Origin of the sequence: Magnetococcus sp. PR-3, from assembly GCF_036689865.1 — a bacterium.
In the GTDB taxonomy this organism is placed as follows: domain Bacteria; phylum Pseudomonadota; class Magnetococcia; order Magnetococcales; family Magnetococcaceae; genus Magnetococcus.
The window spans coordinates 18,445-34,088 of the sequence record NZ_JBAHUQ010000030.1 but is presented as its reverse complement, the minus strand read 5'-3'; the positions used below and the strand labels follow the sequence as shown (position 1 = coordinate 34,088).

Below are 15,644 nucleotides of genomic sequence, written 5' to 3'. Positions count from 1 at the left end.
GTATCGAGAGACTAACGCTTCCAGATCTGACTGACTTTACTAAAAAGCCCGGTAAGCCAAGAGTTTGCTTCTGTATTGTCCACGGGTTTATGCTGCTCTAACGCGGTATAAACGGGCATAATCCAAGCTTGGCTCTTAATTTTTTCTACCGGGGTACCATGGCTACGAAAAACCAAATTTTCATAACTGTTCAAGAGGCTTTGTAGCCCTTCTCGCATGCTATCCGGTTGCGTTAAAAAAGCATCGTACATCAGCATCAACGCCTGCTTGGCAATAGGCTCTACCGCCCCGAACTGCCCCACCAGCATCAGACACACGGCATATTGATGATGATTAACCGCAACAAAAGGTCGAATTATGTCCCCCTGCCCCTCTTGGTTTAGTAGGGGTTTACAGATCTCCACAGCCCGTCTGGCCATCTCCACAGCCTGCTTAAACTGCTTTTCCACCACCAGATGCTGGGCGAGACGTTGAAAATTACGCGCACGTCGCACATAATTTCTAAGCTCAACAACCGGCTCAACCATACGTTGGGTAAAGAGTTTTTCACCCCACATGGCGTAACTTTGGCTTCTTTGGTAGGCATCGACCTCAAACGCCATTTCAGCCATAATCGCCAGCATTTCCGCAAGCTTGCCCGCATGTTGTATTTCGCACTTAAACCCTTCCAGCGGCATGAGCGCACCGTGCAACTGCTCCAAACGTTGCGCCGTATCTTTTTCTGGTTGATGCTCAAACTGTTCTAACAGGCAATCTGCCAACGTTAAACGGGCTGAAAAGTGCAAAGCAGGGCCAATATGCTGCATTTTCTGTTGCTGCTCAACCAGTGTCTTTAAGCTCTCATAACGCCCCTCCTCATCCCCCAAACGCTGTTTTATGAGCGCCAACAGCTCTAAAGACCGCACCCAAAGGGGCTCTATGGATTGCGCCTGACGTTCAACGCATTGGGGCCAGAGATGACACGCTTTGTGCAACTCATCTTGGGCCTCTTGCAAACCCGACTCTTCACGTCCCAGCAAAGTCGCCAAATTGACCCGCTCCGTACCGAGCGTCGGCATAAACTGAGTCTGCCCCGCCAAGACTAAAGCATCAAATACCGCCACGGCCTTGTGGCGGTACTCAATGGCCAATTGCATAAGGCCCAAGGTACGGGCACAGTCAGATGCTTCACAATACCCCTGCCCCATATTAGGCCCGTAGACCAGAGGATCCATCTCATACAAAACAGCCAGCCGATCCGTACCAAATTGAGCCGACTCCATCGCTTTTTCACCAACCCCTTGGGTCACTAAAAGCTGAGCCTTGACCATGGCCATACGACCTTGGCCACTCAACCAAATTAAAGCCAGCTTCTCAGGAGCTTGGTCTGTATGTAGCTCAAACCAAGATTGAGCCTCCTCCATGGTTTCAAACGCGGCATCTTTGCGATCATCCTCAACCAAACTTTTGATCAAGGCTTCCCAACTCTCAAGCAAAGAGGCCCCATCCTCCACAGCTTCATCCCGAAGGACCCGCCGGATTAAGATATCTTTTAAATTACCCAGCGCATCTAGCGCCCCCTGGTTGTTACTCACCCCCTGGCAGAGCAGCCAACGGTTACGACAGACCTGAGGACCAATACGGTCCAACTCCTCTTCAGAGAGCTGAGCATAACCGGAGAGCAACAGCACCATCGCTTCGCCTGATACCTTGGCGGCCTCACTGTTACGGTTGGCATCTCTTAAAAAAAGGCTCAAACTATCCAGGGCTTGAACATGGGCTGGCAGATACGCTTCATCGCCCAACTCCAACACACCATACAACCCTACGGTACGCCGCATGGCGCGAATGGCTTCATGGGTTCGGCCTTGATTGGCCATCACCACACTCTGGTTGTGTAGTGCCATGACCAAGAGCGGGTTATACTCAGAGGGCTGCCGTTGAGCCAGTTGGTCATACAGCTCAACAGCTTCTGTCACACTCTGCAGGGCTAAGGCTTGGTCACCCCGTTCAAAGTTACTATCCGCCAACTGATAAATGGCAGAGGCCAGCCGCTCTTCATAAAGATGAGGGGCCTGCTTGCTAAGCTCTCTATAAAAATTAACCGACTCTTTCAGCAGCTTACTGCTTAATTCATGCTGCCCCAAGCGCTGCAGAGGTTTACTAAACTGCTCACACAGCTCTGCCATAAAAGGGCGATAAATCTCTGGTTCACGCACCATCATCTCTCGCGTAAGGATCAAAGATTTTTCACCTTCAGCCAGCGCTTCTTCATCCCGCCCCAGTTCAGCCAACAGGAATGTACGATTGCTGTGGGATTTTACCGTGTTGGCACCATGAAGGTGGGGATCACGTTGGTAGAGTCGATCAAACGCCTGAGCCGCACGACTCACCCATTCAAGTGCCTCCTCCATACGACCCGCTTCTTTGAGCACATTGCTGGTATTGTTCAAAGCCGCCGCATAGTCAGGTGCAAATTGACGTGGATGTATTTTGGCTAAACGCTCAAAGAGAGAAATCGACTGCGTGCAGTATTGAATGGCGGTTTCATGATCCTTAATCCCCCCTAAGGTCACGCCCAGACTGTTCAGTGCTCGGGCCCAACCTGAGGTAAACTGTTCAGGATCGCGACTGGCCAAGGATTCGAACAAAACTTTGGCTTGATCCTTAACACTAACCGCCTCTTCATAGTTACCCGCTTCCTCCAGCCGCAAGCCACAGGAGCTTAAGGCATCCGCCAGATCTGGCTCAAAGACCTCCGGCGCTTCATCTACCAGCGCTTCAAAGGTAATGACAGAACGCTGGGCATAGCTTAGCGCCTGCTCACTTTTTTGCAGATAGCTCAGCACATAGGCCAACATGTTGCAGTAGTGACCAAATGCTGGGAAGTAGGTATGGGCCACTTCACCTTTAACCACATCATCCAACCGATGCACCAAGTGGCTCAGGATGGTCTGCTCCAAATGACTGACCGGACCAAACCCAGATGGCATGCTATCCACCATATCCATCAGATCATTGAGGGGAAACTCGGGATCTAAAACCAACTCTTCTACCCGCTGTGCCAGCTGGGAAAAGCGTTGGTCATCCTGTTCACCGTGCAGGCAGAGCACCAGCTGCAACAGGGGCCATTTACCCCCCACATGCATGGTGGCTTTTAAAAGGGTTTTTTGATGATCCTGGGGCAGGTCTAGAAAATGTGTGGAGATAAAAGCCATGGCCACAGGCTCAGGCCCCAGAGGAGGTAGCCGTCCATCACCCGCCATGGGCCAGGCAAAAAAGTCCTTTAAGACATAACGTAACCGACGGGCCAACATACGTACCCGATCAGCCTCAATCCCCAAAGAGTCCGCCACCGGCACCATATGCTGCGTCAGTGTGGCTTCGGTTAAGCCGTTACAGAGGGTGTTAAAAAGAATCATCTGCAAAGATAACGCTTCCTGCTCCCCTTCTAACTGCCCCAATAGGTGTTGCCCTAAAGAGGCCCCTAAGGCACGTTCCGCTTTTAAAGGCTCATCCTCAAACAGCAGGCTTAATAGCGCCTCATCTGCTTCATGCCGGGCCATAACAAAAGCCGTCATCCATAAATAAAGAGGATCTTCCGCCCAATCCCGTTTAGACATAGCCTCTATCCAAGGTAAATTAGGCCGATAGCTCCCTAAAGAGTGCCCAGGGCTATAGTGGCTAACCAAGGATTTAAGCAAATTAAAGCGATTTTCAGGCTGCATAAAAACGGACGTGAGTGGCTCCGTCATGCTGTAATCAAAATACTGACTTAAATGCAAACGAGCGCGCCCAGCACTCTCCAACAGATCACGCCACCACCCCCAAGTAGGATCTCCATGATCGGCTAAAAACAGCACTCTTAAACGATAAGGAACTTGATCGGGATGCCGTGCCAACTCATAGAGCCAGCCACTTAGGGCCTCTGCCCGTTCCGGGGCCTGATCTACAACAATCAGTGTTGGACGATCCATCTGTACAGATGAAGGACGGTTTTTACCTTTTTGCCCCCCATCACTCTGCCAAAAGCCACAGCACCACTGTTCAGCAACCTGCTTACACAGTTCAGCAGCCATACGGGTTTTACCCGATAGCGACTCTCCAACCACCACACGCATGGAGATCTCTTCTGGCTGCTCCATCCACTGGCGTAAACCTTCAAACGTTTCTGAACTGAGAAAGGGCTGTGACCAGAGTAGCGCAGAGATACCGCACAGTGGATCCAGCTCTTCAATATCATAGAGATTAAGCGCACGATCCCCAATACGAACGCGCTGCAAACGAGGTGATGCAACGGTAACGGCTGAGGTTGATGGACTAACTAACTGCAGATGTGGAGGTTTAGACATAATGGGTCGACCCAAAGGCCTTCTTAAATAAAGAGAAGGACCACGTTGAGCCCCAAACTGGTTGAACGCCCCTATTAGGATAAGGGGACACATAGATTATTTGTCGACTGTTCCCAGTTTTAACAGAAACGGCCAGCCCTTTTACCCTCTAACCTCCACCGCCTAAGCCAACCGTGAACAGATAGGGATACCTTAGAGACGTAAATCAGCTCTATTTTACGCTTTTTAACGCCTGTTAATCCACTCATTTGCCTTAACCAAGGCTTCTTCTGGCGAAGCCGCACAAAAATCTGCCCCTAACTGCTGCCTTAACGGTGGAAAAAACGTAAATAATCCCCCCCCTACCAACACCTTTATGTGTGCGGTTTCATGGTTCTCCCTAAGTGTACGGATCAGGTCTCTTAAAGGTAATAGATGGTGGGACATGGTGGCCGATAGCGCCAATAAATCAGGCTGAAAATGGGCCAGTAAATTATGAATATTCTCCGTAGAGATATCACTTCCCAAATAACAGCTTCGCCAACCTTGCCAATAAAAAAGATCATGCACCATACGCAGACCAATTTCATGCTGTTCACGTATGGTACAGGCAGCAAGTAAAGAGCCACCATGGTGCGGGGCTGGCTCCACCAACCCATGTAAGCGACTCATGACAGCGCGTGTTGTTGTACTACAAAAATGTTCCATGGAAACTGAGAGCTGATTGATCATCCATAATCGCCCCACCTCCTGCTGAACAGGCATGAGCACATGAAAATAGATCTCTTGTGGATGCACACCATCTTTAAGCACCCGATCTACAAGCTGTTCGATCGCCCGAACCCGTTTAAACGACAGCAGGTGTTGTAGATAGTCTTGAGCATCTGCCAGATAGGGGTTATTGGGCTGAATGTAACTCTGTTCAGGGTTATCCGATACTAGACAATGCAGCCTTAGGTTTAACAGCACAACCAGCTTATGGTACACCGGTTCTGAGACAACCTCCTTGATAACCTGATCCATACCTTGCAAGTGAAGGGATAGTTCATCGGAGGGAAAACCCAGACGTTCATAACGAATAAGGCACCAACGCAGATAAGCCTGAAAAATGTCATCCACTTCCAAAACCAGCGCAAGAAACAGCTGGCGAAGATGTTCACGAATTTCATTTTCTAACTGAAATCCATTTTCTGCCGCTTGACTATACATCTGATGATCTTGAGAAAAAGTCTGCAGAACATCCATAGCAAGCAAAGGTATATGCTGGCGCAAGCGTTGAAATTGTGCCTCATTATCTGTGCGTTGTGGGAAGCTCTGGGTGACCATACGAGACACCTTAACCCTTCAATTTCACCCCATTCAACAATCTATATATCTTAGCATACCATTTCAACATAACCCTACTGGGCTATTTTCAATACTTTTTTCTCTCCAGCAAAAACCCAATCGTTACTTGGCCTGGGGCCTCAGATAAGCTATACAAAGGGAGACTTATATTTTTTGTTTCATACCATGACAAGTGTGGTTTTCATAGTAGCAGCGACGGGTGAGTCATGTCAGATCAAACGGTTGAACAGATTGTAGAACGGGCTGTGGCATCAGAGATGATCTCTGCCGATCAGTTACTACAGGTGATTGAAGCAAAACCTGATCATGTGGTCATTTTGGATATCCGCACCGAGGTGGAGTTTAAGGAAGGCATGATTGCCCATTCACTCAAATATCCCTTTGACCACAACCTGGAAAACCGGGAAGACACCGGCCCCTTTAGTGATGATTTTTTTAAACGCTGTAAACCAGCGGGTTTAGATGATCAAAAATGTTACATCCTACTGTGCCGTACTGGACCACGTACGGAAATTGCTGTGGAAGCTTTTGTGGATGCTGGTTTGGATGCCTGTGAGTTGGTTGGTGGTATTAATGGCTGGAAAGATCAAGGTTTATCCGTGCTGGATGGCACAACCAATGAACGGTTTAAGCCTTAGTTTTTTAAGGCCAAGGCAAAAGCCAAAAAGAGCGTACTCTGCTTGCTGTTAAAGTTATTATCCGACACCAGCAGCAGGGTACGCCGTCCATCTACCAAGGTCGGCCCCCAGGTCATACCCTCTTGGTTGTCCAGATATCCCACCGCACGCCTAACCTCAGGCCACTCTGTTATATTGGCCAAGAGCTGTTTTTTTCCATACTGAAGATGCTTGCCTTGTAAGTAGGCCATATCGTGGACATCTTGCGCCTCTGTCAGATCATACAAAACCAACCTAATCAATATATTGCCATCTTTATAGGGCCAAAGCCGCTCCAGCACCAACACCTGTGTATCATTGACCGCCAGTAGCGACACCACTGAGAGCTCTTTATCTTGATAAAAAGATTGGGGGTAGGCATAGGTTGCAACACTGTCATGTGTTTGTAGATCTAATTTAAGCAGCCGAATGTTGGTACCATCCCCCTTCAAAGGATGTTCCACAGCCAGTAAAGCGTGCTCTTTACCGAGTAAGGTTAGCCCTTCAAAAGAGCCATTATCCACCACCCGTCCAGCTTGACTTTGGTAATGCTCGGGAAGCTGCAAACGTACGGTTTGAACACCGTGAAAATCCATCATCCTAACTGCAGGGTCCAGCCCCAACAGGCGGTTTTGCGCTTCACTACTCCATAACAGTCTATTGTTGTATAGACGTATCTCCTCACCATCCACTTGGCCAAGACCAAAAGCGTGACCCGCTCGCTTTTGTAACGGGCGGACATCGCTGCAGTGTACTTGGTGGATGCCGCGCTGATCCAAATGGATCTTCATTTTATAAAAGCGTGGTGGGGCACGATACCCAGGATCATCACTCAACAGCCAGTAATGATTTTGTGTGGCATCATACTCCACACCTGAAATACCACCAAAAGGAGCCGTAGCCAGAGGCGTATTGAGTGAAGCACATATCCTGGTGTCGGTTTGAAGACGGCTAAAACCGAGAAAGGAGATCTGACCAAGAGAGGAGGCTTCCAGCGTTGAAAACCAACATAAACTTCCGATAAGAAAAAACAGAAAAGGCACTATACCTGACTCAATAGCTTACGTTGGGCATACTGGCGCACAACACCTAGAAGTTCCTGCTTTTTTATTGGCTTAATTAAATGTGCATCACACCCAGCAGCACGGCTTTTTTCATCATCACCGGTTAGAGCATAGGCGGTCAAGGCAAGAATAGGCGTACGTTTAGCCTGTTGCGCTTCTTCATGTTTGCGCATGGCACGGGTTGCACTATAGCCATCCATCACAGGCATTTGCAGATCCATAAAGACCAGATCATAAGCTTCCTGCGCAAATAATTTAACCGCTTCTGAGCCGTTGGCCGCATGGGTAATGTTGTGGGGGTGTTTTTTTAAATAGGTTTTAAAAAGCAGTGCGTTATCTGGTGAATCCTCTGTAAGCAAAATATTCAGTGCAACACGCGCCAGGGCCTCCGGGTCTACGTCCAACGCCGGTTCAAGCTCTTTACGATCAGGTTCATGGGCCATCACAGCACCAAGCGCCCCCATAAGCCGATCTCTTTTAACCGGCTTAATTAAACGCTGAATGGCCAATGACTCTGCCATTTCACGATCTTGTTCTCGGTCATGGGTGGCCAAAACAACAACAGGAAGCAATCCCCCACGGTTACGCAGGTCTCGCATCTGGTGCTCTATACGCCCCATTCCCCCATAACAATCTAGAACCAATGCCTGGTATGGGTGGAGCCCTTTTAGACCCTGAGTTAAGGCCTCTTCAAGCATCTCATGATTCGTAACCGCCGTCACATGACACCCAGCTTGGCGTAGGGCATGTTCCAACAGTGCGCGGTTATCACTGTGGCTATCCATGAGTAGCACACGCCGCCCATGTAGGGCATCCAGAGCAACTTCTGGTACCGCCTCAGCTTCTAACGCTGTGGTGGTGAAGTGGGCTGTAAAATGAAAAACACTCCCCTGCCCCAGCTCACTCTCCAGCCAAATTCTCCCCAGCAAAAGATCAACCAAGCGTTTGGAAATAGCCAACCCCAAGCCGGTACCGCCATGTTGCCGGGTTACAGAGGCATCCGCTTGTACAAAAGGATCAAAAATATGCGCCTGTTGGGTTTGGCTTATGCCAATACCACTATCTTCAACTTTAAAGTGCAACCAACCACCCGGATCTTCAAATCGCTCAACATCCACCATTAAATGAATGGAGCCCACCTTGGTAAATTTAACCGCATTCCCCAAAAGGTTCACCAGGATCTGACGTAGCCTTTTATAATCACTAATAATATACCGTGGCGCTTGAGAGGAGATTTCACAGGTCAAATGGACCCCTTTCTCCTTAGCACGCATGGTGAAAATTTCCACAGCGCCTTCAACCAAAGCAATAAGATCAAAGGGTTTATGGTCTAACTCTAGCTTTTCGGCTTCAACCTTTGATAGATCCAAAATATCATTGATCAGATCCAACAACGAAGATCCAGCCCGAGAAAAAATCTGCACATAACGGCTTTGATCAACATCCAGGTCGGTTTCCAACAGAAGATCAGCCATACCAATAATGGCATTCATCGGTGTGCGGATTTCATGACTCATATTGGCCAAAAATTCACTTTTAGCCCGGTTGGCTTGATCTGCTTTGTGACGGCTCGCTTCAAGCTCCTCCTCACGCTGTTCCAAAATACGGGTCTGTTCCAACAACTTATGTTCCCGCTGTACCGTATGGGTAATATCCTGAATTTGGATAAGGGCAAAACGCTCCCCACCTGTCATGCGCAGCGCATTAATCATAATCTGCTGGCTCATACGCGGCCCCTCATTGGGGGTAATATAGGGGGGAAACAGAGGAAAAGGTGTGGGGTTTAGCTTGTGGGATAAAACAGCGGGCAACCCCGTGCGCAGGGTTGTACCTATGGCACGTAGCAGACGACTACCCACCAGTTCAGGAAAAATGATTTGCAGGGTCCGGCCTTGAACCTCTTCCAGCTCCATGCCAGATGCTTTCGCCATCCAGCGGTTCCAGAATACAACGTTCTCATGGGCATCGACAAAGATGGTACCCACAGAGCCTTCGTTGAGTCCTGCTAGGATCAGCTGAGGATCCAGTCCGTGCATCCTTCCCCCTAACATCAATCGATACAAACCGATTGGGGTATTGGTTAAATAGTCTGCAACATATGATCGATCATACGTTTAAGATCTTCGACAGCCTCTGCATCCAACAGAAGGATAACATAACCTTTTATACTATTTTGCAGGGGCGTATTATCACCTGTTATAAAGTCCACGATGAGAAAAACCACCCGATCTTCTCCAGTGCACCCTTCATCAATATCCCCCACCATTTGAGCCGACAGGTTCAACAGTGCTTCGCCATGCCCTTTCATATACTCCGGCAGAGCAAACTCAAGCTCCAGGTTCATAATATTGGCAAAACTGCCCAAACATGCATTCAGAATAACATTCCCCACCTCCAGCAGACTCTCTTGCTCGAGTTCTGTAAGGTTTTCCAGGGGAACCTCTCCACCAAGTAGCGTACGGACCAACTCCAAACTTTTGGTTTCTGGATAAATAAGCAGAGCTGAACCGGCAAAATCCCCTTTAAACTGCTGACGAATGGCCGCAACTTGCCCTATGGCATGATCACGCAACATCCCCGCCGCTTTACTCCGGGGTAAGATCGCCATTTCAGGCACAGAGAGAAGCACTTCATCATTGACCATTTCGCCGAGGGCATCTGCAGCACGGCCAATACCAATATTAAAGAGCTCCTTCAGGGCATCTTGCTCAGCATTGTTTAATTGGATGACCACATGGCTACTCCATAGACCCTTATGGGTTGGTTATACCCATACTGCGCAACATATGTTGCAAACCATCATGTAAATGCTCTGCTGTCGTCAGATCCAAAAACATCATGATATTCCCTGAGACACAGGAGCTAAGCGCTTTGAAATGAATGGAGACCTGAATGACTTGATCCTGCTCTTGCTCAGGTCTACGCCGCTCCTCAGTCTGGTTTTCACTTTCGCGTGTTTCTAAACTGCGAACAATCTGTACCAGCATTTGCCGAGGATCTTCTACATACACTTCTGGAATGTGGCATTCCAACTCCATCTGTAAAAGGTTGGCCACACTCCCCATACACGCATTCAGTAAAATATTCCCAACCTCCTGAAGCATGGCGCTGTTATGTACGCAACCTTCAGGCTGTTGCTGATCGGTTCCCAACAGAGCCGTCCCTAACGCACGGATTGCCTCTCCAGGAAAAAACAGCATGGCATGTCCCTGTAGCTGAACATGCTCTCCTTGCAGACGATTAAAGCGTTGCTTAATACTACATGCAGACGGCCCTAACTCAGAAGCCAAACGATCAATGGCAGGACGTTTAGCCTGAATATTTAATTGGGGGATGGAGATCTCGATCTCTTCACCCAACAACGCACTGAGTGAGGCGGCTGCACGCCCCACACCGATGTTAAATGCTTCACCTAAAGCATCACGTTTCAGTGCGTCAAGGTCTACCATTCATCCTTCCAACTCGTTGACAACACCGGCCAGTTTTTCTTCAGAGATCGGTTTCATAATAAAACCTACCCCCATGGCCTCTGCACGCTGGCGCATACGATCTTGAATATTTGCTGTCACCAAATGAATGGACGTCGTTGGTTGCTGTTCCATTAACTGAGTTGCCAGCTCAATGCCGTTCATACCTGGCATATTATAGTCGATTAGCGCAAGATCGATGTCAGTTGCTTGAATCAGTGCCAAGGCTTCATCGCCCTCTTTAGCCTCAACAATCTCCCATTCAGGATGATTTTTTGTCAGGTTGTTGCGCATCATCATACGCGCCAAACTGCTATCATCCACGATGAGCACACGTTTTTGTGCCATCACATCAACTCCCACACTATGTTATGATACCTTTGCGTTAGACTGCCGCACCATACGGAACCTACCGTAAGTATAGCGGACCAACGCCTATGGTGTCATGGACGCAAGCCTGTAGCAAGCGGTTTGTAACACGATCTTCCCAATTCATCTTAAACATCATGGATATGCTCTATGGGTCAGCTTGAATTGCCTCAAGAGGTGTTTGATGAGTTTCTCAGTGAAAACCGAGAAGCACTAGACCTGATTGAACGAGAACTTCTACACCTTGAAGAGACACCTGACAGCCAGGAGCTGCTCAATAATATCTTTCGCCATATGCACACCGTTAAAGGTAATTGTCGCTTGGTTGGATTTGAGCGCTTGGAAACCTTGGGGCATCAGGCCGAGAACCTGCTGGATTTAGTTCGCAACCGTAAATTGGTGGTTGATGAAAAGGTCAGTACCTTACTCTTGGAGGTACTGGATGCTCTGCGTGATGCGTTGGACCGTATTGCCCATGAGAAGAGTGATGATGGCATGGTTTTTAGCCATCTGATCGGGCAACTTCAGCAAGCGGCACAGTCAGCTGACAATCGGCCAGAGGAAGTGGAAGTAGCATCAGATAGCACCGAAGAAGAGCTTGGTATTGAGCTGGATCTCTCCGACTCAATATCTGCCATAGAGCCCCCTCAACCTGCATTATCCACCAACGTTGAGGAGCTGGGGGAAAAAGCCGGCCTGCAGACCATTCGTCTTTCCATAGAAAAGCTGGATGGCCTAATGGATATGGTGGGTGAGATGGCCGCCAGTTTCAACCAAATGCGCTTTGGCGTGCTGCATGGCTCCGACCGGACCACACAAAATATGGAGGCGTTGGAGCAGCACATCCACACCTTGCAAGATGAGATCTTACAGTACCGTCTACAACCCATTGGACAAGTCTGGGAGACATACCACCGTCTCATCCGGGATCTCGCCGTCTCTACCGGTAAAAAAGTGATGCTTAACTTCTCTGGTGAGGAGACAGAGGTTGACCGTAGCATTCTTTTATCCGTTAAGGATTTTATGGTGCACATGCTACGTAATGCGGTGGATCACGGTATTGAAGATCCCCAAACCCGTAAAGAGGCCGGCAAATCTGTGGTGGGAAAAATTCAGTTGGAGGCCAGCCGACGCCATGGCTGGATTCTGCTGACCATTGCCGATGATGGTGCGGGATTGGATGTTGCCAACTTACGCCGTATTGCAATAGAGCGTGGTCTAATTGATCAGGAAGAGGCCTTAAACCTGAGCGACCAAGCCGCCTGTGAGCTTATTTTGCAACCCGGCTTTTCCACCCGGGGTGAAGTGAATGCCATCTCTGGCCGGGGAGCCGGTATGGATGCTGTCAGTGCCGCCATCCAAAAGGTGGGCGGGACATTACGGATCTATAATACACCCGGTCACGGCACCCGGTTTATCATTCGCATTCCTCAAACCATGGCCATCGTGCCCGCCTTGATCGTGCGTGTTGGGCAAAGCCGTTACGCCATCCCCCAAAATAGTGTTGTCGAGCTGATCTCTTATTATAGCGCCGAAGTCGCTGAGCATTTAGAGAACAAAATGCAAGCCCCAATGACCCGCGTTAGAGATCAGCTCCTGCCCCTGCTGGATCTAGAGATGGCACTGGAAGAACGCATACCACCCGAAGGTGAAGATGCGCTTGCCTACCTACAGCAACAAGAGACCTTACATCTGGTGGTTGTACAAGCAGAAGATCGCCGTTTTACCCTTCGGGTAAGCGATATTGACGAACCCGCTCCACTGGTGGTCAAACCCATGCCACAAGTGTTTAAAACTGTTCAAATGCTGGCAGGTTCGGCGGTCATGCCTGACGGCTCCATCTCCTTTTTGCTCAACATTCCAGAGCTAAGCCTGCTACTGGAAGACTAAAACAGATCAAAGCCAGCCTTAGACTTACACCAACACCATTGAGAGTGCATACGTAACACACTCCGACAAAACATCGGGGTCCGGGGTCTGCCCCAGGCCCCCAAACTGTAGATCTTTGTCCAACTACGCCCGTGATAAGAGTGGTTCAAACGGCGGATTCAAACCACTTTTGGCACGTACACGCTTTTGGGTCCACCCTATTTAAATACGACGCTTACCTTCCATACCCTCGACCCCTTTAGGATGCCATTGGAACAGATACCAATCACCTTCCAGTGGATAGAGACGAATATTCTCTCGAGCAAACAGCTTCTCAGCCCTGGCCAGATCATCTTCCAGATAGAGATAGCCAAAACTCCCTGCATTCTTCAGCTTCTGGTATGATGCCGTATAAAAGAGTACATGCCGCTTACCGGGTTCAAGCCAGCGAATTTTCAACGCCTTTAAGCCAGCATGCTGAAGTTGAGATTGCCAGTTACGCCAGATCTCACGGGAATAAACACCCGGTTTGACGGCAACACGATCACCGTTACGATCACGGGTGCTCTCAAATTTATTAACCGCAATAAAAGAGAAAGGAGGCTGAGGGCCTAAATGCTTTAACATGCCCTTAAATGCTTTTCGATTTTCGTGAAAATGCTCGGCCATTTGCTCCTGTTCTGGCATCCCAATACGCATAAAGTTAAAGGCCAAAAAGATCAAAGGGATCCCCAGCAGAAAAATAAGCTTCTTCCACTCTGGCCCTTCATGATCAGCCTCGAAATCCTTTTTGGACATACCTTTACTCCTTAAGACGCCAGCCGTGCTGGACGATCTGTACGGTTACACCAAATAACAGCAATAAAAAACCAACTGCAAAAGCCATGGCCAACACAGGATCTGTGGTTTGTAGACCCAAAATGGCATATCGGTAAAGCCCAACCAGATGGTAGATCGGGTTCCAAGTCGCCAAAGGCTGCCACCCATCCGGCAACATGGCTGCAGAGAAAAAGACCCCACCCAAATAGGTTAAAGGGGTAAGGACAAAGTTACTCACCAATGAGATATCATCAAAGGTTTTGCCCCAAAGCCCTGTCAGCATACCGACCAGGCCAAATATCCCAGCCAGCAGCGCCGAGACCAGCAGCAACAAGCCCCAATGTTTGATCTCAAAACTCAAAAAAAGCCGTGCGGCCAACAACACCACACACCCCACCATCAGCCCACGCACCATAGAACCTCCCATAATGGCCAGCACCATCTGTATGGGTTTCAATGGTAGCGCCACCAGATCCATGGGTAGCATGCCAATATAACGCATCTGAATAAGGGATGAACTGGCATTTTGAAAAGCGTGCTGCACAATCCCCATCGCCGCCAAACCGGGTATGAGAAAATGCAGGTAGCTGATGCCATCTGTCGGGCCAATACGGTGCCCCAACGCCCCACCAAATACCGCAAAGTAGAGCATGGCCGAAACAAGTGGTGCCCCCACTGTCTGCCCAAAAACCCGCATAAAACGATGACATTCCCGCTTAAACAGAGCCCACGTTCCCCACCAGCTACTGGGTTGCTCTTGATCCAATGGTTCCATGGTTTTAGCCCTCCTTGCCTGCGGTCAGATGAAGATAAACATCTTCCAGCCGGGGGGGCTCTAACCGTAGATCTCTGATGCCACGCCCCTGATCTGCTGCCCAAGCTAAGAGCTCAGGTAGGGCATCCTCCGCCAAGGTACCTTCCAACACCTCACCAGCCTCATCCCAAGCCATACCGGGTGGCAGTTGCTCAGGTTTACGGATACCCAACTGCCAATGGATAGCGGCCCGGCGCGCCCCAAAGGTACTTAACAGCTTATCCATGGGGTCACACGCAATGACCTGTCCATGGTTGATAATCGCCACACGCCCTGCCAGCGCCTGAGCCTCTTCCAAATAGTGGGTGGTTAAGATAACGGTCACCCCCTCTTGATGCAACTCACTGACAAAATCCCATAAATCCCGCCGTAAAGCGACATCAACACCAGCCGTTGGCTCATCTAAAATAATTAAAGGAGGTTGGTGGACCAGGGACTTAGCGACCGTCAAGCGACGTTTCATACCGCCAGAGAGTTGCCTGGTACGTTTATGGGCATGCTCTGCCAAGCCCAAGCGATCCAACAGACGGTCAATATGAGCATCAGCCTGACGAAAGCCATAGTAGCCAGCATGGTTAAGCAACACTTCACGAACTGTAAAAAAAGGATCCAACGCAATATCCTGAGGCGTTATCCCCACCAACCGCTTGGCGGTTAAGGGGTCCTCATGGAGTTTGGTTCCAAAAACAGCGACAGAACCCGCTGTAGCGGCCGTTATTTGGGCAATAATATTAATCAGTGTGGATTTACCGGCTCCATTGGGCCCCAGGATGGCAAACACCTCCCCAGCTTCAACCTGCAGTTCCACCCCTTTTAGAGCCTGAATGCCTCCTTGATACTGCTTAACTAAACCCTCAATCAGCAGTGCAGGAGGTTGTGTCAACTTCGTATTATTCATATCACATATCCACTTGGTGGCTTCAGCCCAA

The 15,644-nt window shown here is 49.2% G+C and carries 12 protein-coding genes; 2 read left to right on the top strand and 10 right to left on the bottom strand.

Annotation, left to right across the window (positions count from 1 at the left end; all coding sequences use genetic code 11):
- Window positions 1–11: 11 nt before the first annotated feature.
- Together V5T57_RS15410 and V5T57_RS15405 are read right to left on the bottom strand one after the other, a co-directional pair.
- A complete protein-coding gene (locus V5T57_RS15410) occupies window positions 12–4,331 on the bottom strand; it encodes a tetratricopeptide repeat protein (RefSeq protein WP_332892136.1) in 4,320 nt (1,439 codons plus the stop codon).
- A gap of 225 nt (window positions 4,332–4,556) precedes the next feature.
- Window positions 4,557–5,636 (bottom strand): cobalamin B12-binding domain-containing protein, encoded by a 1,080-nt coding sequence (locus V5T57_RS15405; RefSeq protein ID WP_332892135.1) that lies wholly within the window; start codon window positions 5,634–5,636, stop codon window positions 4,557–4,559.
- A gap of 227 nt (window positions 5,637–5,863) precedes the next feature.
- Between V5T57_RS15405 and V5T57_RS15400 the strand changes: the two genes are divergently transcribed.
- Window positions 5,864–6,295 carry a rhodanese-like domain-containing protein gene (locus V5T57_RS15400; protein ID WP_332892134.1) on the top strand — a complete coding sequence of 144 codons (432 nt, stop codon included), beginning with the start codon at window positions 5,864–5,866 and terminating at the stop codon, window positions 6,293–6,295.
- Here V5T57_RS15400 and V5T57_RS15395 read toward each other — a convergent pair.
- The 5 genes from V5T57_RS15395 to V5T57_RS15375 are packed head-to-tail and all read right to left on the bottom strand — an operon-like array spanning window position 6,292 to window position 11,192.
- On the bottom strand, window positions 6,292–7,356 hold the full coding sequence (locus V5T57_RS15395; protein WP_332892133.1) for an esterase-like activity of phytase family protein: 1,065 nt from the start codon (window positions 7,354–7,356) through the stop codon (window positions 6,292–6,294). The genes V5T57_RS15400 and V5T57_RS15395 overlap by 4 nt on opposite strands.
- A complete protein-coding gene (locus tag V5T57_RS15390) occupies window positions 7,356–9,413 on the bottom strand; it encodes a response regulator (protein ID WP_332892132.1) in 2,058 nt (685 codons plus the stop codon). Before V5T57_RS15390 ends, V5T57_RS15395 begins: the two co-directional genes overlap by 1 nt.
- A gap of 44 nt (window positions 9,414–9,457) precedes the next feature.
- Window positions 9,458–10,111 (bottom strand): chemotaxis protein CheC, encoded by a 654-nt coding sequence (locus V5T57_RS15385; protein ID WP_332892131.1) that lies wholly within the window; start codon window positions 10,109–10,111, stop codon window positions 9,458–9,460.
- Between the two features lie 19 nt (window positions 10,112–10,130).
- Window positions 10,131–10,826 (bottom strand): chemotaxis protein CheC, encoded by a 696-nt coding sequence (locus V5T57_RS15380; protein WP_332892130.1) that lies wholly within the window; start codon window positions 10,824–10,826, stop codon window positions 10,131–10,133.
- Complete coding sequence (locus tag V5T57_RS15375; RefSeq protein ID WP_332892129.1) at window positions 10,827–11,192, bottom strand: response regulator transcription factor; 366 nt, start codon at window positions 11,190–11,192, stop codon at window positions 10,827–10,829.
- A gap of 171 nt (window positions 11,193–11,363) precedes the next feature.
- Between V5T57_RS15375 and V5T57_RS15370 the strand changes: the two genes are divergently transcribed.
- The gene (locus V5T57_RS15370) at window positions 11,364–13,103 is read left to right on the top strand and encodes a chemotaxis protein CheA (protein WP_332892128.1); all 1,740 of its coding nucleotides are present in this window, start codon (window positions 11,364–11,366) and stop codon (window positions 13,101–13,103) included.
- A gap of 201 nt (window positions 13,104–13,304) precedes the next feature.
- Here V5T57_RS15370 and V5T57_RS15365 read toward each other — a convergent pair whose 3' ends face one another.
- From V5T57_RS15365 to V5T57_RS15355, 3 genes are read right to left on the bottom strand one after another with little or no spacing between them, the layout of a single operon-like run.
- The gene (locus tag V5T57_RS15365) at window positions 13,305–13,880 is read right to left on the bottom strand and encodes a hypothetical protein (RefSeq protein ID WP_332892127.1); all 576 of its coding nucleotides are present in this window, start codon (window positions 13,878–13,880) and stop codon (window positions 13,305–13,307) included.
- Window positions 13,881–13,884: 4 nt separating this feature from the next.
- Entirely contained in the window at window positions 13,885–14,676 is a 792-nt protein-coding gene (locus V5T57_RS15360; RefSeq protein WP_332892126.1) for an ABC transporter permease, read from the bottom strand.
- A 4-nt stretch (window positions 14,677–14,680) separates the two neighbouring features.
- Complete coding sequence (locus V5T57_RS15355) at window positions 14,681–15,613, bottom strand: ABC transporter ATP-binding protein (RefSeq protein ID WP_332892125.1); 933 nt, start codon at window positions 15,611–15,613, stop codon at window positions 14,681–14,683.
- Window positions 15,614–15,644 lie beyond the last annotated feature (31 nt).